We start from the raw sequence: 24,257 nt of genomic DNA, 5'->3' as shown, positions 1-24,257 counted from the left end.
CAGTCATGCCGTTCCTGAGACGCCCACGGACAGAGGAAGGCTCCACGCCGGCACCCGAGAGGGCCGGCGACGGGGCTGGCCAAGACGTGGCTCAAGGGGCGGCTGCAGCCGCTGGCCAGCAGGCCGCGGACCAGCGGGACGCGGGTATGGCCGCGGGGTCGGACGCGCCCCCGCCGTCCGGGACGCCCCTGGCGGAATCCCTGCAGCCCGGCCCGCGCGGTCCGGGCTGGATCGGCGCGGCCATGGTGGTCACCGCCCTGGTCTCGGCGCTGGCGACCTTCCTGATCCTGGCCGGGGTGATCCGGGTGACGCCGACGCCGGCCTACGGCGTGACCCTGCTCGCCATCAACGCCGCCCTGGTGCTCGGGCTGGCGGTCATCATCGCCTGGGAGGCGCGGGTCTTCCTGCACGCCCGCAAGGCCAACGCCGCGGTGGCGCGGCTGCACACCCGCATCGTCGGCCTGTTCAGCCTGATCGCGATCCTGCCGACGATCCTGCTCGCCGTGGTGGCGTCCGTGACGATCGACCGGGGCCTGTCGCTGGGCTTCACCGACCGGGTCCGCGACGTGGTGCTGAAATCCGTGGAGGTGGCCGACGCCTACCAGGAGAACCAGTGCCAGAGCCTCGCCCGGGAGATCCGCATCCTCGCCGACGACCTGACCCGGGCCCGGCCGAATTTCGACGTGAACCGGGACTGGTTCCAGACCTTCCTGACCACCCGGGCGACCAATCTCGGCCTGCCGGTGGCGCAGATCATGCGCGGTCCCACCGAGGTGGTGGCCCGGGCCAAGATCGACGTCCTGAAGACGAACCGCCTGCCCTCGGCGGCGGCCTTCGAGGACGCGGCCAACTCGGCCGACCCGATCTGCCTCCTGCCCACCGAGGGCCGGGTCTTCGCCGCGCTGCTGCGCATGCCGGCCTACGACGACGCCGTGCTGATGGTGCAGCGGGAGGTGAGCCAGCTCGCCATCGAGTTCCCCGGCGTGTCCCGGGCGGCGGCGGCCGAGTATCTCACCTACGATTCGCTGCGCCGCTCGATCCAGATCACCTTCGCGTCGGTGTTCCTGCTGATCGCGCTGATCGCGCTGCTCTCGGCCGTCTGGTTCGGGATGAACTTCGCCAACCGGTTCGTGGCGCCGATCCGGCGGCTGATCAACGCCGCCGACCAGGTGGCATCGGGCAACTTCTACGCCCAGGTGCCGACCAAGAAGACCAGCGGCGACCTCGCCCATCTCGGCGAGAGCTTCAACAAGATGACCCAGGAGCTGCGCCGCCAGCATGCCGGCCTGATCGCGGCGAGCGACCTGATCGACACCCGCCGCCGGTTCACCGAGGCCGTGCTGTCGGGGGTCTCGCCCGGGGTGATCGGCCTCGACGCGGCGGGCTTCGTCACCATCGCCAACCCGGCCGCCGAGCGGATGCTCGATCTGCCGAGCGACGCCCTGGTCGGCCAGCCGCTGGCCCGCGCGGTGCCCGAACTCGCCCCCGTGCTCGCCGAGAGCGAGGCGCGCTCGCGCAGCCTGCAGCAGCAGCAGATCCAGCTCACGCGCTCCCGGGGCGAGCGCACCATCACGGTGCGGGTCACGAGCGAGCAGGCGCAGGGCGCGTCCCGGGGCTCGGTGGTGACGCTGGACGACATCACCGACCTCGTCCAGGCGCAGCGCAGCTCCGCCTGGGGCGACGTGGCGCGCCGCATCGCCCACGAGATCAAGAACCCGCTGACCCCGATCCAGCTCTCGGCCGAGCGGATCCGGCGCAAGTACGGGAAGGTCATCACCGCCGACAAGGAGGTGTTCGACCAGTGCACCGCCACGATCGTGCGCCAGGTGGACGAGATCAAGCGCATGGTCGACGAGTTCTCGGCCTTCGCGCGGATGCCCAAGCCCGCGATCGCGCCGAACGACCTCACCGAGATCGCCAAGCAGAACCTGTTCATGATGCGGGTCGCGCATCCGGATATCGACTTCGCCTTCTCGGCCCAGAGCGGCGCCGGGGGATCCGAAAAGATCGTGGCGGCCTTCGACATCAGGCTGCTCAGCCAGGTGATCACCAACATCCTCAAGAACGCCGTCGAGGCCGTGGCCGAGGTGCCGGAGGCCGAGCTCGGCAAGGGCAAGATCGCCTTGAGCCTCGCCGTCGAGGACGGCTTCGCGGTGATCGCCGTCACCGACAACGGCAAGGGATTTCCCGCCGAGGGGCGCCAGCGGCTCCTCGAGCCCTACATGACCACCCGCGAGGGCGGCACCGGGCTGGGGCTTGCCATCGTCAGCAAGGTGCTTGAGGAGCACGGCGGCGGGATCGAGCTGAACGACAATCCCGCCGGCCGCGGCGGCCAGGTGCGGATGCGGGTCCCGCGCGAGCACGGGCCCGAACCGTCCGGCGCGGGTCCCGACACCAAGACCCCCGAGACGAGTCCCGTCACGACAGAGGAGAAGGGCGCCGCACCGACGGCCCCCCGGATCGCGGAGATGCACGCATGAGCGCCGATATCCTGATCGTCGACGACGAGGCCGACATCCGCGACCTCGTGGCCGGGATCCTGGACGACGAGGGCCACCGCTGCCGCACGGCCGGCGGCTCGGACGAGGCGCTGGCCGCCATCGAGGCGCGCCGGCCGCACCTCGTCTTCCTCGACATCTGGCTGCAGGGCTCGCGGCTCGACGGCCTGCAGGTGCTCGACCTGATCAAGGCCGCCAACCCCGACCTGCCGGTGGTGATGATCTCGGGCCACGGCAACATCGAGACCGCGGTCTCGGCCATCAAGGCGGGCGCCTACGACTTCATCGAGAAGCCGTTCAAGGCCGACCGGCTGATCCTCGTGGCCGAGCGGGCGCTGGAAGCCTCCCGGCTCCGGCGCGAGGTCCGCGACCTGACGGCGCGCTCCGGCGCCACCAACCGGATCGTCGGCACGTCGCTGGCCATCAACCAGCTGCGCCAGACCCTCGACCGGGTGGCGCCGACCAACGCCCGGGTGATGATCACCGGGGCCTTGGGCTCCGGCAAGGAACTCGCCGCGCGCAGCCTGCACAAGGCTTCGGCCCGGGCGAACGGCCCCTTCGTGCTGCTCAACGCGGCGGCGATCCTGCCCGAGACCATGGAGGCGGAGCTGTTCGGGGTCGAGGGCGAGAGCGGCCGCCGGGTCGGCGCCCTGGAGGAGGCCCATGGCGGCACCCTCTACCTCGACGAGGTCGCCGACATGCCGCGCGAGACCCAGAACCGGATCCTGCGCGTCCTCGTCGACCAGAACTTCCAGCGGGTCGGCGGCACGACCCGGGTGCATGTCGACGTGCGGATCATCTCGTCCTCCTCCCGGGACCTCCAGGAGGAGATCGCGGCGGGCCGCTTCCGCGAGGACCTGTTCCACCGCCTCTCGGTGGTGCCGATCCGGGTGCCAGCCCTGTCGGAGCGCCGGGAGGACGTGCCCGAGCTGATCCAGTTCTTCATGGACAACATCTCGTCCCAGACCGGCCTGCCCAAGCGTCGGATCGCCGAGGACGCCATGGCGGTGCTGCAGTCGCACAACTGGCCCGGCAACGTCCGCCAGCTCAAGAACAACGTCGAGCGGCTGATGATCCTGACCCAGGCCGACCCGGAGCAGGAGGTCACCTCCGAGATGCTGCCCTCCGAGATCGGCGCCCTGGTGCCGACCACCCCGGGGGGCGCGGGCGGCGAGAAGCTGATGAGCCTCGCGCTCCGGGAGGCCCGGGAGATCTTCGAGCGGGAATACCTCGTGGCGCAGATCGCGCGGTTCTCGGGCAACATCTCCCGCACCGCCGAGTTCATCGGCATGGAGCGCTCGGCCCTGCACCGCAAGCTGAAGTCCCTGGGCATCGGCCCGTGAGGCTCCGGAGCCGGGGCGCGCGTTGAGGGCGGGGCCGATCCGTCACGGATCGGCTGGAACGGGGGTTGCTTGCGCCCACGCTTTCACGGCGTCATGGTATTTGTATACATGGGCCCTGGACCGGGTGTTCGGACGATCCGGCCGGCGGCATACGACTCATCCCGGACGGAGCGATCCGGGACAACAAGAAGGCTAAGAAGATGGCGGGCGAACGCGCACAGAACCTTCAGGACACGTTTCTCAACCATGTCCGCAAGAACAAGATCCCCCTGACCATCTTCCTCGTCAACGGCGTCAAGCTGCAGGGCGTCGTGACGTGGTTCGACAATTTCTGCGTGCTGCTGCGCCGGGACGGGCATTCGCAGCTGGTCTACAAGCACGCGATCTCCACGATCATGCCGGGCCATCCGGTGCAGCTGTTCGAGCCGGACGAGACCGCCGAGAAGGCGTGAGGGCTCGTCGCCCCGGGCGCCCGGGGCGAGGCCGGCGGATCGGACCGACCGAGGCCGCTGCCGAAGCTGGGACCGGTCCGGGGCTGTCGCCCGGGGCGAGGGCGGCCTCCGGACCGATGCCGCCGCGCGGCCTGGTTCCCGATGCCGTCGCGGATATCCGCCACCGCCCCGGCCCGGCATATTGACCCGGCATCTTGGCTGAGGTCGCCCGCATCCCCATTCTGTCGGATCCGACCTCTCCAACGAAGCCGCCGGCCTCCCGGCGGTCACAAAGGCTGCATGAGCGAGACGCTGACGTCCGGCGAAGCCCGCCTCCAGGCGCAGGCCGCCCCCGAGGGCGAGATCGCCGCGGCGACCCACACCCTGGTGATCGGCCCCTATCTGGCCCGCGGCGCCTCAGGGGCCGGGCAGGGGGGCGGGCAGGGGGCCGCCGCGCCGTCCCGCTCCGTGGAGGCCCGCCTCGACGAGGCCACCGGCCTCGCCGCGGCCATCGAACTCGACGTGGTCGAGAGCCTCGCCGTCAGCCTGCCGCGGATCCGGCCCTCGACCTATCTCGGCAAGGGCCGGGTCGAGGAGATCGCCGGCCTGATCCGCGCCCGGGAGATCGGCCTCGTGGTGATGGACTGCGCCCTGTCGCCGGTGCAGCAGCGCAACCTGGAGAAGGCCTGGGGCGCCAAGGTCATCGACCGCACCGGGCTGATCCTGGAGATCTTCGGGCGCCGCGCCTCGACGCGCGAGGGAACCCTTCAGGTCGAGCACGCCCACCTCGCCTACCAGAAGTCACGCCTCGTCCGGTCCTGGACCCACCTAGAGCGCCAGCGCGGCGGCTTCGGCTTCCTGGGCGGCCCCGGCGAGACCCAGATCGAGGCCGACCGGCGCATGATCCAGGAGCGCATGACCCGGATCGAGCGCGATCTCGACGCGGTGGTCCGCACCCGCGGCCTGCATCGGCAGAGCCGGGCGCGGGTTCCGTATCCGATCGTGGCGCTCGTGGGCTATACCAACGCCGGAAAATCCAGCCTGTTCAACGCCTTGACCCGAGCCGAGGTCACCGCCAAGGACATGCTGTTCGCCACCCTCGATCCCACCGCCCGGGCGACCAAGCTGCCCCACGGCGAGACCGTGATCCTGTCCGACACGGTGGGCTTCATCTCCGACCTGCCGACGCCCCTGATCGCCGCCTTCCGGGCGACGCTGGAGGACGCCATCGAGGCCGACGTGCTGCTGCACGTGCGCGACGTCAGCCACGTCGATTCCGAGGCCCAGGCCGAGGATGTCGGCGAGGTGCTGCGGGAGCTCGGCATCGAGACCACGGCGGACCGGATCATCGAGGTCTGGAACAAGGCCGATCTCCTCGACGACGACGAGCGCACGCGGCTCCTGAACCTCAGCGGCCAGGCCAAGGCCCGCAACGACCGCGACAGCGCCGCGCCGGTCCTGGTCTCGGCGGTCACCGGGGAGGGGCTCGCCGCCCTGACGGCCCGGATCGAGGCGCGGATCGGGCGCAACCGCGCGAGCTTCGCGGTGGCGCTGCCGCCGGAGGACGGGGCGGCGCTCAACTGGCTGTACGAGAACGCCGAGATCCTCGACCGCCGGTCGGAGGCCGACGGCACCCTGCATCTCGCGGTCCGGATCGCCCCCGAGAAGGAGCCGCGCTTCCTCAACCGCTTCGCGGCGGCCCGGCGCCTCGGCCGGGGCGGTTGATGGCCTCCGGCAGCTTCGGCAATCCACCGCTTCCCGGCCTGCAGACCATGCGGGCGCCGGCGGCGGGCCGGGCGGATCCGGGATCGGACGACGAGGCGGTGCTGCGGGCCATGCAGGCCGGCGGCGGCCTGCGCCTGCTCGGCCTGCGGATCGTGATCGTGCTGGTGCTGCTGATGGCGGCCCAGGCCTATGACGGTTCGCTGCATGCCCTGAGCCACTGGCTCATCCTCGGCTTCTACGGCCTCGGCACGGTCTGGTTCGGTCTCCGGGAGCGGGGCGGCGGCCCCGCGGCCAACGTCTACAGCTGGGCCGGCACCGGGCTCAACGCCGGTCTCGCCGTCTACGTGATCATCGAGCACATGCTGGCCGGCGGCGGGGCCGGTCTCGGCGCCGACGCGGTGAGCCGCCTGCCCGCCTTCCTGCTCCTGCTCCAGACCGGCCTGAGCATGCGGGTGGCGCAGACCCTGCTGTTCTGCGGCGTGGTCACCCTCTGCTGGAGCGCGGCCTTCCTGGTCGGGCTGCTGCATCCGGACCTGTTCCCGAACGCCGAGACGTTTCCGACCGCGCAGCTTACCGGGCTCGCCACCTTCATGGCGGCGGGCCTCCTGGTGGTCGACGGCATGATCCGCCTGCGCGCGGCGGTGGCGCGGGCCCTGCGCATGGAGCACGAGCGGGCCCAGCTCGCCCGCTTCGTGCCCGACACGGTCGCCCTCGATCTCGCCGCCGAGGACGGGGATTCCGGCCTCGGCATCCACCGGCGCCACGCCTGCCTGATGATCCTCGACATCCGCGGCTTCTCGCGGCTCTCCCGCGAGCATCCGCCGGAGGCCATGGTCACGGCCCTGCTGGCGGTCCGGGCGGCCGCCCAGGCGGCGGTGGCGGAGCAGGGCGGCCTCGTCGACAAGTATATCGGCGACGCGGTGTTGGTGCAGTTCGTCGTCGGCCACCCCGACGCCCAGGCCCGGGCGGCGCTTGCCTGCGCCCTGTCGATCCGCGACCGGATCGCCGCCCTCAACGCGTCCCGCGCCCGGGAGGGGCTGTTCCCCCTGCGGGTCGTGGTCGCCCTGCACGCGGGCGACCTCCTGGTCGGGGTCTTCGACGACGGGGTGCGGGCCGAGTACACAGTGCTGGGTCCGGCGATGAACGCCCTGGCGCGGATCGAGACCCGGGCCAAGGCGGCCGAGATCGAGCTCGCCGCCTCGGGGGATTTTCTGGATCTGCTCGGCGGCGTGCTCCCGGCCGGGATCCGGGCCGTGCCGGTGCCGGACGCCGCCCTGCCGGAGCCCCTCACCCTGGCGGCGATCACGGTGGCGCCGGGCGCCTGAGGCGGCCCGGGCAGGACCGGGACTGCGGCACGCCGATCGCATTCGGTCTCGGCCGGCCGCTTCCGACGCCGCAGGGTGCCGGAAGCGCGCGGATTGAGGCTGGCGGGCCGGGCGTCTTCTGCTACGTCCGCCGGATTGTCAGCCCACCGTGCGTGGGCACGGTGCCACGAGGAAACGATGCTGGGATCGAAGCGGGGATCGAAGCGGGAATCGGGATGGTTGGGGCGGCTCGCCCTGGGAGCCCTGGCGGCCCTGGCCGGCGCCGGGCCGGTGCGGGCGCAGGAGACGGCAGCCCCGAAGGCGCTCCCGCCCCTCGTGTTCACCGGCATCCCCGATCAGGACGAGAGCCGCCTGGTCGAGCGCTTCGGCAAGGTCGCCGCCTATCTGGAGGCCAAGCTCGGCGTGCCGGTGCGCTACATCCCGGTGAAGAGCTACCCGGCGGCGGTCACCGCCTTCACCAACGGGCAGGTGCAGCTCGCGTGGTTCGGCGGCTTCACGGGCGTCCAGGCGCGCAAGGCCGTGCCGGGCGCCCAGGCGATCGCGCAGGGCGCCGAGGACGCGGCGTTCAAGACCTACCTCATCGCCAACGCCGCCACGGGGCTGAAGCCCGACAAGGCCTTCCCGAAGGACATCGCGGGCAAGACCTTCACGTTCGGCGCCCGCGCCTCGACCTCCGGGCGGCTGATGCCCGAGTATTTCATCCGGCAGGCCTTCCCGGGGCAGAGCCCCGAGCAGGTCTTTGCCCGGGTCGGCTTCTCGGGGGATCACAGCCGCACCATCCAGCTGGTCCAGTCCGGCGCCTTCGCGGTGGGCGCCGTCGACTACTCGGTCTGGGACCTCGACGCGAAGGCCGGCAAGGTCGACCGACAGGCGGTCTCGGTGATCTGGGAGAGCCCGGCCTTCCCCGACTACCAGTGGACCGTGCGGGGCGACGTGGAGCAGACCTACGGCGCCGGCTTCACCGAGAGGCTGCGGGGGGCACTCGTCGGCATCACCGACCCGGCGATCCTGGAGCCGTTCGGGCGCTCGAAGTTCATCCCCGTGACCAACGCCGCCTACGAGCCCCTCGTCGCGGTCGGACGCTCCACCGGCCTGCTGGACTGACGTCCGTGGCGGGCGGCGCGCAAGCCCGGGCGGCCATCGTCCTCCGGAACGCCTCCGCGTCCTATGGCGGGCGTCCGGTGCTTTCGGGCCTCGACCTGACCGTGCGGGCGGGGGAGCGCGTCGCGCTGATGGGCCGCTCCGGGGCGGGCAAGTCGACCCTGATCGGCCTGATCCACGCCCAGGCGCCCGAGCAGGTGGCGCTGGTGCCCCAGGCCGCCGCCCTCGTGCGGCCGCTCTCGGTGTTCCACAATGTCTATATGGGCCGCCTCGACCGGCGCTCGACCCTGCACAACCTGCGCACCCTGGTCCGGCCGGCCCGGGCGGACGTCGCCGCGGTGGAAGCGGTCCTCGACCGGGTCGGGCTCGCGGACCGGCTCTGGGCCCGGGCCGGCGAACTCTCCGGCGGCCAGCAGCAGCGCGTCTCCGTGGCCCGCGCCCTCTACAACGGCCGGCCGATCCTGGTCGGGGACGAGCCGGTCTCGGCGCTCGACCGCCAGCAGGGCGCGCGGATCCTCACCGAGCTGGCCCGCAGCCACGAGACCCTGATCCTGGCGCTGCACGACGTGGCCCTGGCCCTCGCCCAGACCGACCGGATCGTGGTGCTGGAGGCCGGCCGGATCGTCCTCGACGCCCCGTCGGCGGGCCTCGATCCGGCGCGGCTCAGCCCGTTCTACGCGGCCGCCTGATGCGCAGCCCCGCCTTCCTGCCGCGGCCCGGCTACGCGGCGGTGAGCCGCTGGTTCCTGGCCGCGGCGCTCGCCGGCCTGCTGGTGGCGGACCTGCAGGTCACGACGCTCCACCCCTTGGCCGACCTCGCCCGCCTCCTCGGCGGCCTGATCCGGCCCGATTTCCCCGCGGTGGAGGGCTGGAGCGTCGTCTACACCGTCGCCTTCGCGATGCTCGGGGTCGGGCTCGGCGCCGGGACGGGGCTGCTGCTGGCGATCCCCTTCGCCCGCTCGCGCACGGTCCGGCTCGCCTGCGCGGGCGTCCGCGCCGTCCACGAGCTATTCTGGGCCCTGCTGCTGATGCAGGTCTTCGGGCTCTCGGCGACCACCGGCGTGCTCGCCATCGCGCTGCCCTATGCGGGGATCTGCGCCAAGGTCTATGCCGAGCTGATCGAGGAGGCCGACCTCGCGGCCGTCCGGGTCCTGCCCGCGGGCACCGGCGCGGTCTCGGCCTTCCTGTACGCCCGCCTGCCCGAGGTGGCCGGGCGGATGCGCGACTACACCCTCTATCGCCTGGAATGCGGCCTGCGCTCCAGCCTCGTGCTCGGCTTCATCGGCCTGCCGACCATGGGCTTTGCCTTCGAATCCGCCTTCCGCCAGGGCCGCTATGCGGAAGCCGGGGCGCTGCTCCTGATCTTCTACGCGCTGATCGGCACGCGGCGGCTCTGGGTGCGGGCCCGGACGCTGCCTCTCCTCCTCGTCGGGTCCGTGCTGGCGCTGCCGCCCACCGTCGGCAGCGCGGCGATCGGCCCGAGCCTCGCGCGCTTCCTCGGCCACGACATCGTGCCGGCGCCGCTCCGGGACGCCGCCCTCGCCGAGCCCGAGACCTGGGTCCGGCTCTGGTCCTGGCTGCGCCCGATCCTCGCCGGGCAGATCCTGCCCGGCACCGCGCAGACCCTGATCTTGGCGCAGATCGCGCTGGTGGCCACCGCCCTCGGGGCGCTGGTCCTGTTCCCGCTGACCGCGCGGCGCTTCGCCGGCCCGGTCGGGCGGCCCCTCGGGCGGGTGCTTCTGGTGGTGGTGCGCTCCACGCCGGAATACGTGCTCGCCTATCTCGGCCTGCAGCTCCTGGGCCCCTCGATGCTGCCGGCGATCCTGGCGCTTTCGCTGCACAATGCCGGGATCGTCGCCTACCTGATGGGCCGCCACGCCGACGCGATCCCCTACCGGGCCGACGCGCCCCGGGGCCTCGATCTCTACGCCTACGAGACCGTGCCGCGCCTCTACGGCCAGTTCCTGGCCTACCTGCTCTACCGCTGGGAGCTGATCCTGCGGGAGAGCGCGATCTTCGGCATCCTGGGGGTCACGACGCTGGGCTTCTACGTCGACGCGGCGATCTCGGAGCTGCGCCTCGACGTGGCCGTGGTGCTGATCGCCGCCACCGCCCTGGTGACGGTGGCGGTCGACGCCCTCTCCCGGGCCCTGCGCCGGTCCCTGCGGATCGACGCCCTGCCGACCCGGCTCTCCGGGCCGCAGCCGATCACCGGGGCGGAGCCGACCTGAGCGGGATCGGTGACGCCGGCCCGGACGGGGCGCCGGCCGGCGATCCGCGGCGCGAACCGAACCCGGGTCGCCCGAAGCCTGCACCGGACCGGGACCGTGAAACCCGGGCGCCCCGCCTCACCACTTGTAGCTGATCTTCGCCAGCACCCGCCGGGCATCGCCGTAGAAGCAGGAATTCTGCGCCTGGCAGGAGGAGACGAAGCGCCGGTCGGCGAGGTTCGTGGCGTTCACCTGGAAGCGCCAGTTCTCGTAATCGTAGTGCACCTGCGCGTCGAACAGCACGTAGTCCGGCAGGCGCAGGGTGTTGCCGACGTCGGCGAAGGAGCGGCCGATGTAGCGCACGCCGCCGCCGAAGCCGAAGCCGCGCCAGTCGCCGGTCGGAATCGTGTAGTCGAAGAACAGGTTGGCGAGGTTTTCGGGGGTGTTGACCGGCACGCGCCCGAGCTGGTCGACGGTGCCCCGCACGGTGTTGATCCCGAAGACCGTGAAGGAGCCGACGACGTTGAGGCCGTCGAACAGGTTGGCCACCAGCTGCGCCTCGAAGCCGGTGGAGCGCACCGCGCCGAGCTGGCTCTGGAACAGCGTGTTCGCCGGATTCGGCGTCAGCACGTTGTTGCGGTGGATGTCGAAGCCCGCGAAGGTCAGGAAGTAGCCCTGGCCCGGCGGCTCGAACTTGACGCCGCCCTCGATCTGGTCGCCCGTCTCCGGCTTGAAGGTCTGGCTGTTGATGTCCGTGCCGATCAGCGGCTGGAACGAGGTCGAGTACATCACGTACGGCGCGAGGCCGAAGTCGAAGTTGTAGATCGCCGCCGCCCGGTAGGTGAAGGCGCTGTCGTTGCGGCCGTTGCTGTTGGCGGGGGTCAGGCGGTCGTAGACCCGGTTGTCGACGAAGTCCTGCCGGCCGCCGAGGATCAGGCTCAGCTCCGGCGTGAGCTTGATCTGGTCCTGGAAGTAGAGCCCGACCTGCTGGAACGAGTCGGCGTTGATCAGGTACGGCGAGGCGGAGACCGTCTGCGGACCGTAGACCGGCGCGAGGATGTTCAGGTTCGGGGCCGGGAAGCCCGAGGCCTGGTTGTCGTGGATCTGGAAGTTCCGGTACTCCACGCCCATCAGGAAGTCGTGCCGGAAGAAGCCGTCGGAGAACTGCGCCTCGGCCTGGGTGTCGACGTCGAGCTGGGCGACCTTGGCGTGGTCCCGGAACAGGTAGCGGGCGAGCTGCGTCTGCTGCGGATCGGCGTAGCCGAGCTGGCCGATATAGGAGTTCTGGTAGCTCTCCGCGAAGGCGTAGCGGGCGTTCTGGCGGACCGTCCAGGTCTCGTCGAAGGCGTGCTCGAACTCGTAGCCGATGAAGGCCTGGTCGCGCCGGAAGGTGTTGAAGCCGGCATCGCCGACGTTGAGCGCGCGCGGGATGCGCAGGCCCAGCGCGGTCGGCTTCACCGTGCCGTAATAGGGCAGGAAGTTCGAGGTCACGGCGGAGTTGTCGCGCTGGAAGCTCGACAGGATCGTGAGCCGGGTCGCGCCGTCCGGCTTATAGGTGAAGGCCGGGGCGATGTAGTAGCTGTCGTCCGGCGCCCCCTGGACCTGGGTGCCGCCGTTGCGGGCGTAGCCGGTCAGGCGGGTGAACCAGTGGCCCTCCCGATCCGCCGGGCCGCCGACGTCGAAGGCGGCGTAGCGCTGGTCGAAGGAGCCGCCGCCGACCTCGATGGAGCCGAACGGCGTCTCGGTCGGGCGCTTGGTGACCTGGTTGATCAGGCCGCCGGGATTGCCGGCGCCGAACAGCACCGCGGCGGGGCCGCGCAGCACCTCGACGCGCTCCAGCCCGTAGGTGTTGACCCGGTAATACGCGAATCCGTAGTTCAGGAGCTGCAGGCCGTCGCGGTAGAGGCCGTAATCGCTCGCCACGAAGCCGCGCAGCTGGAAATAGTCGAGGCGCGAATCCGCGCCGAAGGTGCCCGCATAGGTGCCGGCCACGTACTGGGTCGCCTGCTGCAGGGTCTGGGCGTTCTGCGTGTCGATCTGCTGACGGCCCACGACGGTGATCGATTGCGGGGTCTCGATCAGCGGGGTGTTGGTCTTGGTGGCGGTGGCCGAGCGCCGGGCCACGTAGCCGTCGATCGGGCCGGTCGGGCTCTCCACGGCGCGCGCGGGCGCCCCGGCGCGGACCGCGGAGGCCGGCCCGCCGCCGCCCTGGCTCTCCACGCTGAGCTCCTCGAGCTGCACGCTGCTGCCGGCCGGCGCCGCGGCGGCACCGCGGCGCGGCGCGGCGTCCTGCGCGCGGGCCGGGCCCGGCGCGGCCTGCGCCAGGACGGCCAGGGAGGCGCCGGCGAGGAGGGTGCGCAGGGTGACGCGCCGGACGATGCCCGTGGCGCCGGGGAGGGGGTGGGCGGCTCTCATGATCTCTTGCCGGATGCGACGCTGCGGGCAGCCGGCCGCGTTCGCCGGATTCGCCCCCGACGTGTCGGCCGCGCTGTTTAGAATCGTGATAAACTACTGTAATACTTGATCTTTCCAGCCCCGGACTACGGGCAGCCGGGCGCGGCCGCAAGCAGCCTTCGCGCGGAAGACGAGGGCTGTTGCCATTTCAACACGTATCGGTGGTGCAGCGACCGGGCCCGCGGCCCGGCGGCCCGGGGCTACTTCACGCGGCCCGCGATCCAGCCGGCCAGGACGTCCGCCACGGCGTCGCTGTTCGTCTCCAGCATCATCATGTGGCCGTTGCCGTGGAGGCCCTGATCGGCCAGCCGGACCACGTCGGGCTTGGCGCCGGCCTGGGTCAGGAAGGCGATGGTGCACTCGTCGTAGGTGGCGTGGAACGAGGCCTCCGCGGTCACCACCACGGTCGGCACCTTCGCGAGGTTCGGCAGGGCCCGGACGGGCTCGCCCTGCAGCCAGCAGCGGATCCGCCCGTCGCCCCCCTTCGGGTCGCCCCCCTTGGCGTCAGACCCTTTGGCCTGCTGCGCCACGATCAGGTCCTCGGGGGCCTTGACCGGGGGATCGAAGGTCAGCGGCATGCGGGTCAGGCCGTAGGCCCGGGCGCGCCCGTCCCCGGTCTTCTCCCAGAACTCCTTGCCGCCGCGGAACTGCACGTCGAAGAAGGGCGGGCCGTTCGGCTCGACGGCGACATGCGCCTTGACGAGGTCCGGCCGCGCATCCGAGGCGGCCCAGCCGAACAGGGCCGCCTGGCCGTGGGTGATCAGGATCGCCGGACCGATCTTCTCCAGCAGGGCCAGCAGGGCGGGATCGACCAGCTCCTCGGTCTGCTGGCTGTTGGCGAGGAAGGGGACTTGGCTGGCGAAGAACTGATCGAAGGCGGCGTTGCCCGGCACGCCCGCCCCGCCCGGCCAGCGGGTGTGGAGCTTGGCCTGCGGGTACAGGTCGTAGACCTCCGGGGCCGTGTGGGTGCGCTCCAGGCTCCGGGTGCCGAGCCGGTCGTAGGGGCCGTAGACCTCCGGGTTGGTGCCCGAGCGCCCGCGCCCGACCTGGTCGACCACGTAGACCGGGTAGCCCTTCTCGACGAAGCGCTGCACCCAGCCCGGGCGGCCATCCGCGGTGGCGAGGTAGTTCACGCCGGTCTGGGCGAGGCCGTGGACCATCACCACCGGGTAGGCTTGCGTGATCCGGGCCGGGCTGCGCGACTGCACGAACATCTGGCCGACCATCACGGTCTTGTCGCCGAGCTTCTGGTAGCGGCCGCCGATGTAGAAATAGCCGGCGCGCGTCACCGGCTCGGACGGTCCCACCGGGGCGGAGGCGGGCGCCACGCTCTGGGGGGCAGCGGCCTGCGCCGGCGGCTGGGCCGGGACAGGGCCCTGGGCCCGGGCCGGCCCCGCCGCCAGTCCCGCCGCCAACCCGGCGGCCAGCCCGGCAGACAGGCTCAGCCCCTGAACGGCGAGCAGCGCCGCGCGGGCGCCGTTCGCGATGCCGTTGCCGGCCATGCCGTCTCTCCCGGATGCGCGCCACTCCGCGCGGGCGCTTATTGCGGGAAACGCAACGTTCGGCCAGCCGGGAAAGCTGCACCATCCCGCCCGCGATGTCCGCGGCGGGGTCGGGCGAAGCGTCACGGCAACCGGATCGCGGCCGAGCCCGGCCCCCGGCGCATGCCAGGCGCGCCCGCGGCGGTGCTGGCGCGGCGCGGGCGGCACGCCCACCTTGGGATCGCATCGGCGCCGCTACGCGCGCCCCTCGCCCGGATCACCCGCGGCGGGGCAAAGCCAAGGACTCCAGCCGTGGATCCCGCAACCGCCAAGACCCTGGTTTCCGCCGCCCTGGTCGCCGCCATCAGCCTGTTCAGCTTGGTGTCGCTCCAGGCCTTCGTCGCTCAGATCCTCGCGGACCTCCGCGACGCCGGGTCCGCCCCCAGGGCGGTGCCGGTCCCGGTCCGCGTCGACCGCCGGATTCCGCCGCAGGCCTGATCGGTCCGAGCGGGCGGCGTCAGCCCCGTCCGCCGGGATCTTCCGACGGATGCCGGTCAGGTCCCCTCCTGCCGGGCCCGCTCGCGCAGGATGAACTTCTGCACCTTGCCGGTGGAGGTCTTGGGCAATTCGCCGAACACCACGTGGCGGGGGAGCTTGTAGGAGGCCAGCCGCCCCCGGCACCACTGGATCAGCTCGTCGGCACTGGGGGATGCGCCGGGCTTCAGCTCCACGAAGGCGCAGGGGGTCTCGCCCCATTTCGCATCGGGCTTGGCCACCACCGCCGCGGCGGCCACCGCCGGGTGCTTGAACAGGGCGTCCTCCACCTCGATCGACGAGATGTTCTCGCCCCCCGAGATGATGATGTCCTTCGAGCGGTCCTTGAGCTGCACGTAGCCGTCCGGGTGCTTCACTCCGAGGTCGCCGGTGCGGAACCAGCCGCCCTTGAAGGCGGCCTGCGTGGCGGCGGGATTCTTGAGGTAGCCGCGCATCACCACGTTGCCGCGCATCATCACCTCGCCGATCGTGGCCCCGTCGGCGGGCACCGGCTCCATCGTCTCAGGGTCGCGGACGTCGAGGGCCTCGAGCACCGGATAGCGGACGCCCTGGCGCGCCTTCTTGGCCGCCCGCTGGTCGGCCGCGAGGGCGTCCCAGTCGCCGTGCCAGGCATTCACAACCGCCGGCCCGTAGCTCTCGGTCAGGCCGTACAGGTGGGTCACGTCGAACCCGGCCTCCGACATGCCGGCGAGCACCGCCTCCGGCGGCGGCGCGGCGGCGGTGAAGAACGCGACGCGCCTGTGCAGGTCGCGGCGCTCGGCATCGGAGGCGTTGATCAGCATCTGCATCACGATCGGCGCCCCGCAGAGATGCGTGACCCCGTGCTCGTCCATCAGCCGGTAGATGGCCTCCGCCCGGACCTGGCGCAGGCAGACATGGGTGCCGGCCACCACCGACAGGGTCCAGGGGAAGCACCAGCCGTTGCAGTGGAACATCGGCAGGGTCCAGAGATAGACCGGGTGCTGGCCGAGCCCGCCCGTGATGACGTTGCCGAGCGCCAGCAGCGCCGCCCCCCGGTGGTGGTAGACCACGCCCTTCGGGTCGCCCGTGGTGCCCGACGTGTAGTTCAGGGCGATCGCGTCCCACTCGTCGTCCGGGAGACGCCAGTCGTGCTCCGGGTTGCCGCCGGCCAGAAACGATTCGTAGTCGGTCTCGCCGAGGCGGGCGCCGGGGCCGTCGTATTCGGGATCGTCCACGTCGATCACGAACGGCTTGGTCTCCAGCCCCTCCAGCGCCGCGGCGGCCGTGCGGGAAAATTCGCGGTCGGTGATCAGCACCGCGGCCTCGCCGTGTTCCAGGCAGAAGCGGATCGCGCCGGCGTCGAGGCGGGTGTTGAGGGTGTTGAGCACCGCCCCGGTCATCGGCACGCCGTAGTGGCACTCGATCATCTCGGGAGTGTTGGCCAGCAGCGCCGCCACGGTGTCGCCCCGGCCGATCCCGCGCGCCGCCAGCGCCGAGGCGAGGCGGCGCGCCCGGGCGTAGAGGTCCCGGTAGGAGCGCCGCAGGGGGCCGTGGACCACCGCCACGTGCTCGGGAAACACCCGCGCGGCCCGGTCCAGGTAGAGCAGGGGGGTCAGCGGCTGGTGGTTGGCCGGGACGCGGTCGAGGTCGCGGTCGTAAATCGTGTCGCGGGCCATCCCCGTCCTCCCGGCAAAATGTTGCCGGGACCGTAGCTTGCCGGGACGGGCGCGATCAATCGGGCGGGCGCGGGCGTCCTCAGTGGCGGGGCTCGTCCTCGGGCTCGGGCAGGAAGCGGGCGAGTTCGAAGCCGATCTCGATCATCAGGTGCTCGATCCGGTCGGTGAGGGTCGGCCGGTGCAGGGCGCGGGCGAGGTCGCGCAGGGCGATGATGTGCTCGGCCATCCGGTTCACCACCCGCTCGCTCTGCACGAGGTTGGCGGCCTGCTCCTCGGTGCGGTCGATGGCGATGCCGCGCCCCCGGGTCGCCCCGCCGGCGGGGTCCCGCTCGATCCGGCCGCGCATCAGGAGCGTGCGGATCCCGGTGCGCGTGTCGCGGGTGCGGAACTCCGCCTCGACCGGACCGCCGGTCTCGGCCATCGCGTGCAGGTAGCTCTCGATCCGGATGCGGTCCTCGGGATGGGTGTGATCGAGGAACACCTCGAGGGACACCCCGCCGGCGGCGGCCTCGGGGTCGAGGCCGAGCAGATCCGCGAAGGTGGCCGAGAGCGCCAGCTGCCCCGCCCAGTAATCGTGGGCCCAGGTGCCCACGACGCCGGAGGCTTCCAGAACGGCTTGCGGGATCGGGGCTTCGGCCGCGCCAGTCCGCGCCGGGGCGACACCCGCTTTTAAACTTGAGGTTTTCACCCCCATCGGACTCCTCGTCTCACCCGCGCTCACGCTACGGTATCCGAGCGCCGCTGGAAAGGCTGTTAACTCTCTATATGCTAAGAATCTTAACCTGAAGTTTAGATGGATAGCCTGTGGCCGCATTGGGCCTGGATCTTCGGAACGACGTGCCGTCTTAACGGGTCGTTAACCATGTCGGCCGCAACCTGCCTCGGGACATCCTTGGGTCACAGGATCGCGGCACGCCGCAAATTCCATACCTGAGGTTGATCCAGACGGCGCAGCGACCGGCGGTCGCGGGCGCCCGAACGGATGCACGGGGCCTTCTGGAGGACGCCCAGGATGAAAGCGATCACCTTCGTCACGCAGAAGGGCGGCAGCGGCAAGAGCACGCTGTGCATCTCCCTGGCGGTGGCCGCCCGGGAAGCCGGCCACACGGTCTGCATCCTGGAGATGGACCGGCAGGCCACGATCTCCGACTGGCTCGACCACCGCACCGCCGACGGCCCCGAGGTGGCGCAGATCGACGCCACCCAGATCGACGCCGTGATGGAGCGCCTGCGCGAATCCGCCTACGATTACGTGTTCATCGACACGCCGGGGGTCGATTCCACCGGCACGCTGTCGGCGATCCGCGCGGCGGACCTGTGCATCATCCCGTGCCGGCCGACCCCCGCGGACCTGCGGGCGTTCAAGCCGACGCTGGCCGCCGTCTACCGGCTGGAGAAGAAGTTCGCCTTCGTGCTGAACCAGACCCCGCCGCGCTCCTACCGGGTCCGCGACGCCGCGGACGGGCTGGCGGTGCTCGGCATCCTGCCCGACGTGAACATCGTCGCCCGCACCGACCACCAGGACGCGATCGGCCTCGGGCAGGGCGTCACCGAATTCAACCCGAAGGGCCAGGCCGCCGGGGAGGTCCGCCGCCTCTGGTCCTGGATCGAGCGCCGCACGCAGCCCCTGAGGACGGGTCAGCATGTCCAAGCCGCCTAAGCTCAGCCTCGCGGCGATCGTGGCCTCGGCGAGCCCGCAGGTGAAGCCCCTCGCCCGATCCGCGCCGGCGGTCCGGCCGCAGGGCGCCGAGATCGTGTCGTTGACCCTCGCGCCTCCGGTGCCGAAGCCCGCGGCCACGCTCAAGCAGCGGGCCCGCCAGATGTCGGTCTATCTGGAGCCGCCGGTCTACGACCAGCTGCGCGACCTCGCCTACGCCGAGAGGACCAAGATGCACGCCCTGATTCTGGAGGGCCTCGACCTGCTGTTCAAGCAGCGCGGCGCCCAGTCGATCGCGCAGCTGACCGACGCGCAGTCCCGCTGAGGGCAGGCGGCTCCGCCTCCCTCCCCCGCGGCGGGGAGGGAGATGCCCTCTGGGAGAGCCTTTTCCCTTCTCGAACAGCCTTTTATGCGTCGATCCTGAGATCACGCACGAACCGCCCGGCACCGTCGGGCGCAGCGCCTGAACCCCGACCTCCGGCAACGTTCAGGCTTCCTTTACGCGATCCCTACAATTCTGGGTGGACCCGGCCGCGGGCCTCTTGGCGCGTCCGGATCCGGTCCGGTTCGGGCCCCGGCCACGCGTAGAGTTTGGTGATCCCCACGATGGTGCGCACGACGCTTCCCCGGCCGGCGCGCCTCGCCCTGCGGCTCATGGCCGTCTCGGGCGTGGCCCTGGCCACCGCCAACTGCGCCACCTCGCCCCAGCAGAAGCTCGCCGCCGGGAACGGTATCGACCCGAAATACGGAGTCAAGGCGAGCCCGCGCCTCTACAACGAGGGCGACGTGATCCCGAAGGGCGGCGGCCGCCGCTACACCGGCAAGCCCTACGTGGTCGCCGGCCAGACCTACGTGCCGAAGGAGAATCCGAACGGCTACGTGCGCGAGGGGCTCGCCTCCTGGTACGGCTCGGCCTTCCACGGCCGCATGACCGCCAACGGCGAGGTGTTCGACCGCCACTCGATCGCCGCCGCCCACCCCACCCTGCCGCTGCCGAGCTACGCCCGGGTGACGAACCTCGACAACGGCTACTCGATGGTGGTGCGCGTCAACGACCGCGGCCCCTACCATGCCGGGCGCGTCATGGACGTGTCGGAGGAGGCGGCCGACGCCCTGGGCTTCCACCGCAAGGGCACCGCGCATGTGCGCGTCGAATATGTCGGCAAGGCCTCGGTGGCCGGCAGCGACGACCGCAAGCTGCTCGCCAGCCTGCGCACCGACGGCCGGCCGGCCGGCCGCTCGACCGTGATGATGGCCGATCTCGGCCCGACCGAGGACACGGAGCGCTACACGCGCTCCGCCCCGGCGCCGCTGGCCTTCCGTCCCGCCCAGGATTCCGCGTCGGAGCCCGCCGAGACCCCGGCCGCGCGGCCCGAGAGGACGGCGCCGGTGCGCGCGCCGATCATGCTGGCCTCCGCCGCCGTGACGGTCCCGGCGGCCGTGCAGCCCACAGCCCCGCGGGTGCGGGAGTTCCGGCCCGCCCCCGTCCAGACCGCCGCCGCCAAGGGTGGCGGTATCGAGGCTGGCAGCCTGAAGGTCGCGGGTCTCAACCCGGCCCTCGCCCAGGGAGCGCCCCAGGCGCACGGGCATGCCGCCGCCGGGAAAATCGCCTCGAAACCCGGCGCGGCCGCCCGTCCGGCGCTCGCCGAGGTCCACGGCCGGGGGGCTCCGGCGCCCGGCCCGACGAAGCTCGCCAAGGGCCCCTCCGCGCCGCCCTCCGCGCCGCTGCCGGCCTCGGCCAAGCTCGCCATGGCACGCCTCGCCGCCGTGCCGGCCAAGCCCGCGGCGGCCGCGCCGTCCAAGGCGGCGCCCGGCAAGTCCGCGGCGCCTGCCAAGTCCGCAGCGCCTGCCAAGTCCGCGGCGCCCGGCAAGGCGTCACCGAGCAGGATCGCCGCCCCTGCCGGCGCCCATCACGCCCGCCTGGCCGGGATCTACTGACGCCGCCCGCGGCGTCGGCCATCGGGGCCTCGGCCGGATCCCGGCCGGGTCTCGGCCGCCGATGCGGCATTTCGCGTTCGATCCGGCGCCGAAACCGTAATATGGTCACGCTTGTTATTGGGATACGGCCGGGATGCTTCCGGGCCGGCGGCAGGCGTGGGACGGAACGGTGATGCGCAGACCCCTTCTCACCCTCCTCGCGGCCGCCTGCGCCCTGGGCGCCGGCCTCGCCGCCGCCGCCGCACAGAGCTTCCAGACCGCGGCGCCGCACGCGATCCTGATCGACGCCGATTCCGGCTCGGTCCTGTTCGAGAAGGCCGCCGACGAGCGGTTCTCGCCGGCCAGCATGGCCAAGCTGATGACCACCGACATCGTGTTCGAGGCGCTGAAATCCGGCCGCCTCTCCATGGACACGGAGTTCACCGTCACCGAGGACGCGTGGAAGCGCGGCGGCGCCGGCGGGGGCGGCTCGTCGATGTTCGCGCAGGTCAACAGCCGCATCAAGATGGCGGACCTGCTGCGCGGCCTGATCGTGCAGTCGGGCAACGACGCGGCGATCACCATCGCGGAGAACATGGCCGGGTCCGAGGAGGCCTTCGCGGGGCTGATGAACCAGCGCGCCAAGGAGATCGGGTTGACGAACTCGACCTTCCGCAACGCCACCGGCTACGCGGCGCCCGACCAGAAGGTCACGGCCCGGGACATGGCCAAGCTCGCGCTGCACATCATCGACACCTACCCGGATTACTACAAGATCTTCTCCGAGAAGGAGTTCACCTGGAACAAGATCCGCCAGCAGAACCGCAACCCGCTGCTCGCCCTCGACATCGGCGCGGACGGGCTCAAGACCGGCTACCTGGAGGAATCGGGCTACGCGCTCACGGGCTCGGCGGTGCAGAACGGCCAGCGGCTCGTTCTGGTGGTCTCGGGGCTGAAGAGCGCCCGGGACCGCGCCTCCGAGTCGCGCAAGCTGATGGAATGGGGCTTCCGCGCCTTCGAGCCCCGGCAGGTCTTCACGCCGGGCGAGACCGTGGCCGAGGCCTCCGTGTATGGCGGCCAGTCGGGCTCGGTGCCGCTGGTGGCGAAGAAGCCCGTGCGGGTCCTGCTGCCGCGCGGCTCCAGCGACCGGGTCAGCGCCAAGGTGATCTATACCGGGCCCCTCGTCGCCCCCGTGGAGGAGGGCCGGCGGGTCGGCGTCCTGCGCATCCAGCGCGGCGATACGGTCGCCCTCGACCAGCCCCTCTACGCCGGCGCCTCGGTGGAGCCCGGCACGCTGTCGCAGCGGGCGATGGATGCGGCGCTGGAATTCGGCACCGGCCTCGTCCGCAAGGCCCTCGACCGGGCCGGCAAGGGCGGCGACAAGGGTGGCGACAAGGGGACGGACAAGGGTGCTGCCGGGGCGGCCAACCCCTCGTGACGGCGCGCGCGTGACCGTGCTGCGGCTCCGGGATCCCGCGGAGGCGGGCGGCGCCTTCCTCACCTTCGAGGGGGGGGAGGGGGCCGGCAAGTCGACCCAGATCGCCCGCCTCGCCGCGACCCTGCGCGCGCAATCGGGCCGGGCCGTCTGCGTGACGCGCGAGCCCGGCGGCTCGCCGCGGGCGGAGGAGATCCGCACGGCCCTGCTCGACGGCGTCGCCAAGCCCTACGGCCCCTTCGCGGAAGCCCTGCTGTTCAGCGCCGCCCGGATCGACCACCTCGACCGCTTGATCCGTCCGGCCCTGCGCCGGGGCGAGATCGTGCTGTGCGACCGCTTCATCGACTCGACCCGGGCCTATCAGGGCGCCGCAGGCGGCCTCGATCCCGGGATCGTGGACGCCCTGGAGCGGGTCGTCGTCGGCCCGACCCGGCCCGACCTCACCCTGATCCTCGACCTCGCCCCCGAGGCGGGCCTCGCCCGCGCGGCCGGGCGCGGCGCCGGGACGGGGCAGGGGGCCGACCGGTTCGAGGCCGAGGCCCTCGACTTCCACATCCGGCTGCGGGAGGCCTTCCTGGCGATCGCCCGGGCCGAGCCGGAGCGCTGCGCGGTGATCGACGCGTCCCGCGATCCCGACGCGGTCGAGGCGGCGATCCGGGCCGTCGTCGCGTCCCGGCTGCCCGAGCTTCTGCCCGACCGGCCGAAGGGGACGGGCAGAAGCGGCGATGCGGTGTGAGCGGCGGCGCTCCGCGGCCGGTTTGCGGCGTGCCCCGTCCGGGCTATCGTCCGGATGGAAACCGCCGCTCCCTGGCGCTGCCCCGTCAAGGTCGAGCCGGCGCACGATCACGGGGCGCAGGGCGCGTCGGCGGTGGAACCTCCGCTCGCCCTGTTCCGCGCGCGAGAATGCCGGAGAGGCCCATTCTCGGCACGCAGGCTCGGCACGCCGGGCCGCGCGCGACCGGCGCGGGGTGGGTCGGTGAGGCCCGGGCGAGGCCGGTGCGACCGGCCCAGGGGCGCTCTCGGGGGCGCTGGGCACCGCCCGTGGGCTTCCGGAAGCGCAGCGGTGCCGGAACCGCCAGAGGAGCGAAGGCTCGCATGAAACCCGTGGACCGCGCCGCCGACGACGTCGAGCCCGGAGACCTGTCGGGCATCCCGCGACCGCGCGAGACCCTCGGGCTCGTCGGCCACGGGGCGGCGGCCGACGCCTTCGCGGCCGCGATCGCGGCGGGCCGCCTGCACCATGCCTGGCTGATCGGCGGCGCCCCCGGCATCGGCAAGGCGACGCTGGCCTACCGGGTCGCGCGCCGCCTGCTCGCCCATCCCGCGGGCGGCGGGCCGGCGGGCCTCGACGTGCCGGCGGACGATGCCGTCATCGGCAAGGTGGCGGGCCTGTCGCACCCGAATCTGGTGGTCCTGCGCCGCCACCGGACCGCCGGCACCAAGACGCTGCCGACCAAGATCTCGGTCGACATGGTGCGCCGGGCCCTCGACCTCTTCGCCTCGACGGCCACGGATTCCGGCTGGCGGGTCTGCATCCTCGACAGCGCCGAGGATCTCAACGCCAACGCCGCCAACGCCCTGCTCAAGGTCCTGGAGGAGCCCCCGCCCCGGGCGCTGTTCCTGATCCTGTCCCACCAGCCCGGCCGGCTGCTCCCGACCATCCGCTCCCGTTGCCGGGTCCTGATGCTGCGCCCGCTGTCCCCCGCGGCGGTCGCCCAGGTGGTGCGCGGCCTGCCCGAGCCCTTCCCGCAACCCGACGAGGCCGCCCTGGCCCGGGCGCTGGCCCAGTGCGAGGGCTCGGTCGCCCGGGCGCTGGCGATGCTCGATCCGGTCACCGCCGGCCTCGTGGCCGAGATCGAGACCCTGCTGGCGCGGGCGCGCACGCCCGATTGGGGCCGGGTGCTCAAGCTGGCCGAGACCCTGGCGGGCCGCGACGCGGAGGCGCGGTTCGAGGCCGCCCAGGACGCGGTGCTGCGCTTCGTCTCGGCCGAGATCGACCGGCGCCGGGACGAGCCCCCCGCCCGCCTCGCCGCCCTGGTGGAGGTCGCCGACCGGTTCGGCCGCGCCGCCCGGGAGGCGGCGATCTACAACCTCGACCGGCGCCCGGTGATGCTGTCCCTGTTCGGGGAGCTCGCCGAGGTGGCGTAGGGCCGGACGCGGCGGTGCCGCGGGCGATGGGCGCCGTGAGAGGCCGCTGCGTGAGGCCGCCGCATCCCGTCGTCCCGGGGCCGCCCGACGGGGCCTGGGATCCAGACACGCCGAGGCGGCACGGCCTCGCACGGACGGTGTTCCCGGGTCGCCCGGCTCCGGCGTGCCCCTCCGGGTCCGGGTTCGTCTGCGGCGCCCCGGAATGACCGCGCGGATCGATGTTCGCAGGGCATCACCGCCCGGACGCGCCGCCCGCGCCTTGACAATGTTCCTATTTTGTGCTTCCTGACCGCACCTGTCCGCGGCGTCCCGGGAGCGATCCCGGGGCGTCCTTCGGGGGC

General features: G+C 72.3%; 19 protein-coding genes. 15 read left to right on the top strand and 4 right to left on the bottom strand.

Annotation, left to right across the window (positions count from 1 at the left end):
- Nucleotides 1–5 precede the first annotated feature (5 nt).
- The 8 genes from BM396_RS09485 (at nucleotide 6) to BM396_RS09450 (ending at nucleotide 10,653) form a co-directional block, all read left to right on the top strand.
- The gene (locus BM396_RS09485; protein ID WP_043389436.1) at nucleotides 6–2,480 is read left to right on the top strand and encodes a sensor histidine kinase NtrY-like; all 2,475 of its coding nucleotides are present in this window, start codon (nucleotides 6–8) and stop codon (nucleotides 2,478–2,480) included.
- Nucleotides 2,477–3,841 (top strand): nitrogen assimilation response regulator NtrX, encoded by a 1,365-nt coding sequence (locus BM396_RS09480; RefSeq protein WP_012318476.1) that lies wholly within the window; start codon nucleotides 2,477–2,479, stop codon nucleotides 3,839–3,841. The genes BM396_RS09485 and BM396_RS09480 overlap by 4 nt, the downstream gene beginning before the upstream one ends.
- 200 nt (nucleotides 3,842–4,041) lie before the next feature.
- On the top strand, nucleotides 4,042–4,293 hold the full coding sequence (gene hfq, locus BM396_RS09475; RefSeq protein ID WP_007563033.1) for an RNA chaperone Hfq: 252 nt from the start codon (nucleotides 4,042–4,044) through the stop codon (nucleotides 4,291–4,293).
- A 279-nt stretch (nucleotides 4,294–4,572) separates the two neighbouring features.
- Entirely contained in the window at nucleotides 4,573–5,997 is a 1,425-nt protein-coding gene (hflX, locus tag BM396_RS09470; RefSeq protein WP_043389440.1) for a GTPase HflX, read from the top strand.
- Entirely contained in the window at nucleotides 5,997–7,322 is a 1,326-nt protein-coding gene (locus tag BM396_RS09465) for an adenylate/guanylate cyclase domain-containing protein (RefSeq protein ID WP_043389442.1), read from the top strand. The genes hflX and BM396_RS09465 overlap by 1 nt, the downstream gene beginning before the upstream one ends.
- Nucleotides 7,323–7,499: 177 nt before the next feature.
- Nucleotides 7,500–8,426, top strand: coding sequence for a putative selenate ABC transporter substrate-binding protein (locus BM396_RS09460; protein ID WP_051976367.1), 927 nt, complete (start codon nucleotides 7,500–7,502; stop codon nucleotides 8,424–8,426).
- 5 nt (nucleotides 8,427–8,431) lie between these two features.
- Nucleotides 8,432–9,112, top strand: a complete 681-nt coding sequence (locus BM396_RS09455; RefSeq protein WP_043389445.1) for an ATP-binding cassette domain-containing protein — start codon at nucleotides 8,432–8,434, stop codon at nucleotides 9,110–9,112.
- Nucleotides 9,112–10,653 carry a PhnE/PtxC family ABC transporter permease gene (locus BM396_RS09450; RefSeq protein ID WP_051976368.1) on the top strand — a complete coding sequence of 514 codons (1,542 nt, stop codon included), beginning with the start codon at nucleotides 9,112–9,114 and terminating at the stop codon, nucleotides 10,651–10,653. The genes BM396_RS09455 and BM396_RS09450 overlap by 1 nt, the downstream gene beginning before the upstream one ends.
- 117 nt (nucleotides 10,654–10,770) lie before the next feature.
- On the opposite strand, the gene BM396_RS09445 is transcribed toward BM396_RS09450, so the two are convergent.
- A complete protein-coding gene (locus tag BM396_RS09445; protein WP_043389447.1) occupies nucleotides 10,771–13,047 on the bottom strand; it encodes a TonB-dependent siderophore receptor in 2,277 nt (758 codons plus the stop codon).
- Nucleotides 13,048–13,286: 239 nt separating this feature from the next.
- Entirely contained in the window at nucleotides 13,287–14,588 is a 1,302-nt protein-coding gene (locus tag BM396_RS09440; protein ID WP_043389449.1) for an alpha/beta hydrolase, read from the bottom strand.
- Between the two features lie 291 nt (nucleotides 14,589–14,879).
- Here BM396_RS09440 and BM396_RS09435 point away from each other — a divergent pair, with 291 nt between their 5' ends.
- Nucleotides 14,880–15,065 (top strand): hypothetical protein, encoded by a 186-nt coding sequence (locus tag BM396_RS09435; RefSeq protein WP_043354537.1) that lies wholly within the window; start codon nucleotides 14,880–14,882, stop codon nucleotides 15,063–15,065.
- A 56-nt stretch (nucleotides 15,066–15,121) separates the two neighbouring features.
- Here the strand turns inward: BM396_RS09435 and BM396_RS09430 are convergent, their stop codons facing one another.
- On the bottom strand, nucleotides 15,122–16,759 hold the full coding sequence (locus BM396_RS09430) for an acyl-CoA synthetase (protein WP_043389452.1): 1,638 nt from the start codon (nucleotides 16,757–16,759) through the stop codon (nucleotides 15,122–15,124).
- 79 nt (nucleotides 16,760–16,838) lie between these two features.
- A complete protein-coding gene (locus BM396_RS09425) occupies nucleotides 16,839–17,453 on the bottom strand; it encodes a PAS domain-containing protein (protein WP_051044948.1) in 615 nt (204 codons plus the stop codon).
- 318 nt (nucleotides 17,454–17,771) lie between these two features.
- Here BM396_RS09425 and BM396_RS09420 point away from each other — a divergent pair, with 318 nt between their 5' ends.
- The 6 genes from BM396_RS09420 to BM396_RS09395 all read left to right on the top strand — a co-directional run bounded on the left by BM396_RS09420 (nucleotide 17,772) and on the right by BM396_RS09395 (nucleotide 23,916).
- Nucleotides 17,772–18,419 (top strand): ParA family protein, encoded by a 648-nt coding sequence (locus BM396_RS09420; protein WP_043354541.1) that lies wholly within the window; start codon nucleotides 17,772–17,774, stop codon nucleotides 18,417–18,419.
- Nucleotides 18,403–18,741 (top strand): ribbon-helix-helix domain-containing protein, encoded by a 339-nt coding sequence (locus tag BM396_RS09415; RefSeq protein ID WP_043354543.1) that lies wholly within the window; start codon nucleotides 18,403–18,405, stop codon nucleotides 18,739–18,741. The genes BM396_RS09420 and BM396_RS09415 overlap by 17 nt, the downstream gene beginning before the upstream one ends.
- A 281-nt stretch (nucleotides 18,742–19,022) precedes the next feature.
- The gene (locus tag BM396_RS09410; RefSeq protein ID WP_043389471.1) at nucleotides 19,023–20,354 is read left to right on the top strand and encodes a septal ring lytic transglycosylase RlpA family protein; all 1,332 of its coding nucleotides are present in this window, start codon (nucleotides 19,023–19,025) and stop codon (nucleotides 20,352–20,354) included.
- A 172-nt stretch (nucleotides 20,355–20,526) separates the two neighbouring features.
- Nucleotides 20,527–21,771, top strand: coding sequence for a D-alanyl-D-alanine carboxypeptidase family protein (locus BM396_RS09405; RefSeq protein WP_043354561.1), 1,245 nt, complete (start codon nucleotides 20,527–20,529; stop codon nucleotides 21,769–21,771).
- 10 nt (nucleotides 21,772–21,781) lie between these two features.
- Nucleotides 21,782–22,504 carry a dTMP kinase gene (gene tmk, locus BM396_RS09400; RefSeq protein ID WP_078947163.1) on the top strand — a complete coding sequence of 241 codons (723 nt, stop codon included), beginning with the start codon at nucleotides 21,782–21,784 and terminating at the stop codon, nucleotides 22,502–22,504.
- A gap of 359 nt (nucleotides 22,505–22,863) precedes the next feature.
- A complete protein-coding gene (locus BM396_RS09395; RefSeq protein ID WP_043389453.1) occupies nucleotides 22,864–23,916 on the top strand; it encodes a DNA polymerase III subunit delta' in 1,053 nt (350 codons plus the stop codon).
- Nucleotides 23,917–24,257: the final 341 nt, after the last annotated feature.

The organism is Methylobacterium sp. UNCCL125, assembly GCF_900116795.1.
Classification (GTDB): domain Bacteria; phylum Pseudomonadota; class Alphaproteobacteria; order Rhizobiales; family Beijerinckiaceae; genus Methylobacterium; species Methylobacterium fujisawaense.
This window is presented reverse-complemented; position numbering and strand designations above follow the sequence as displayed.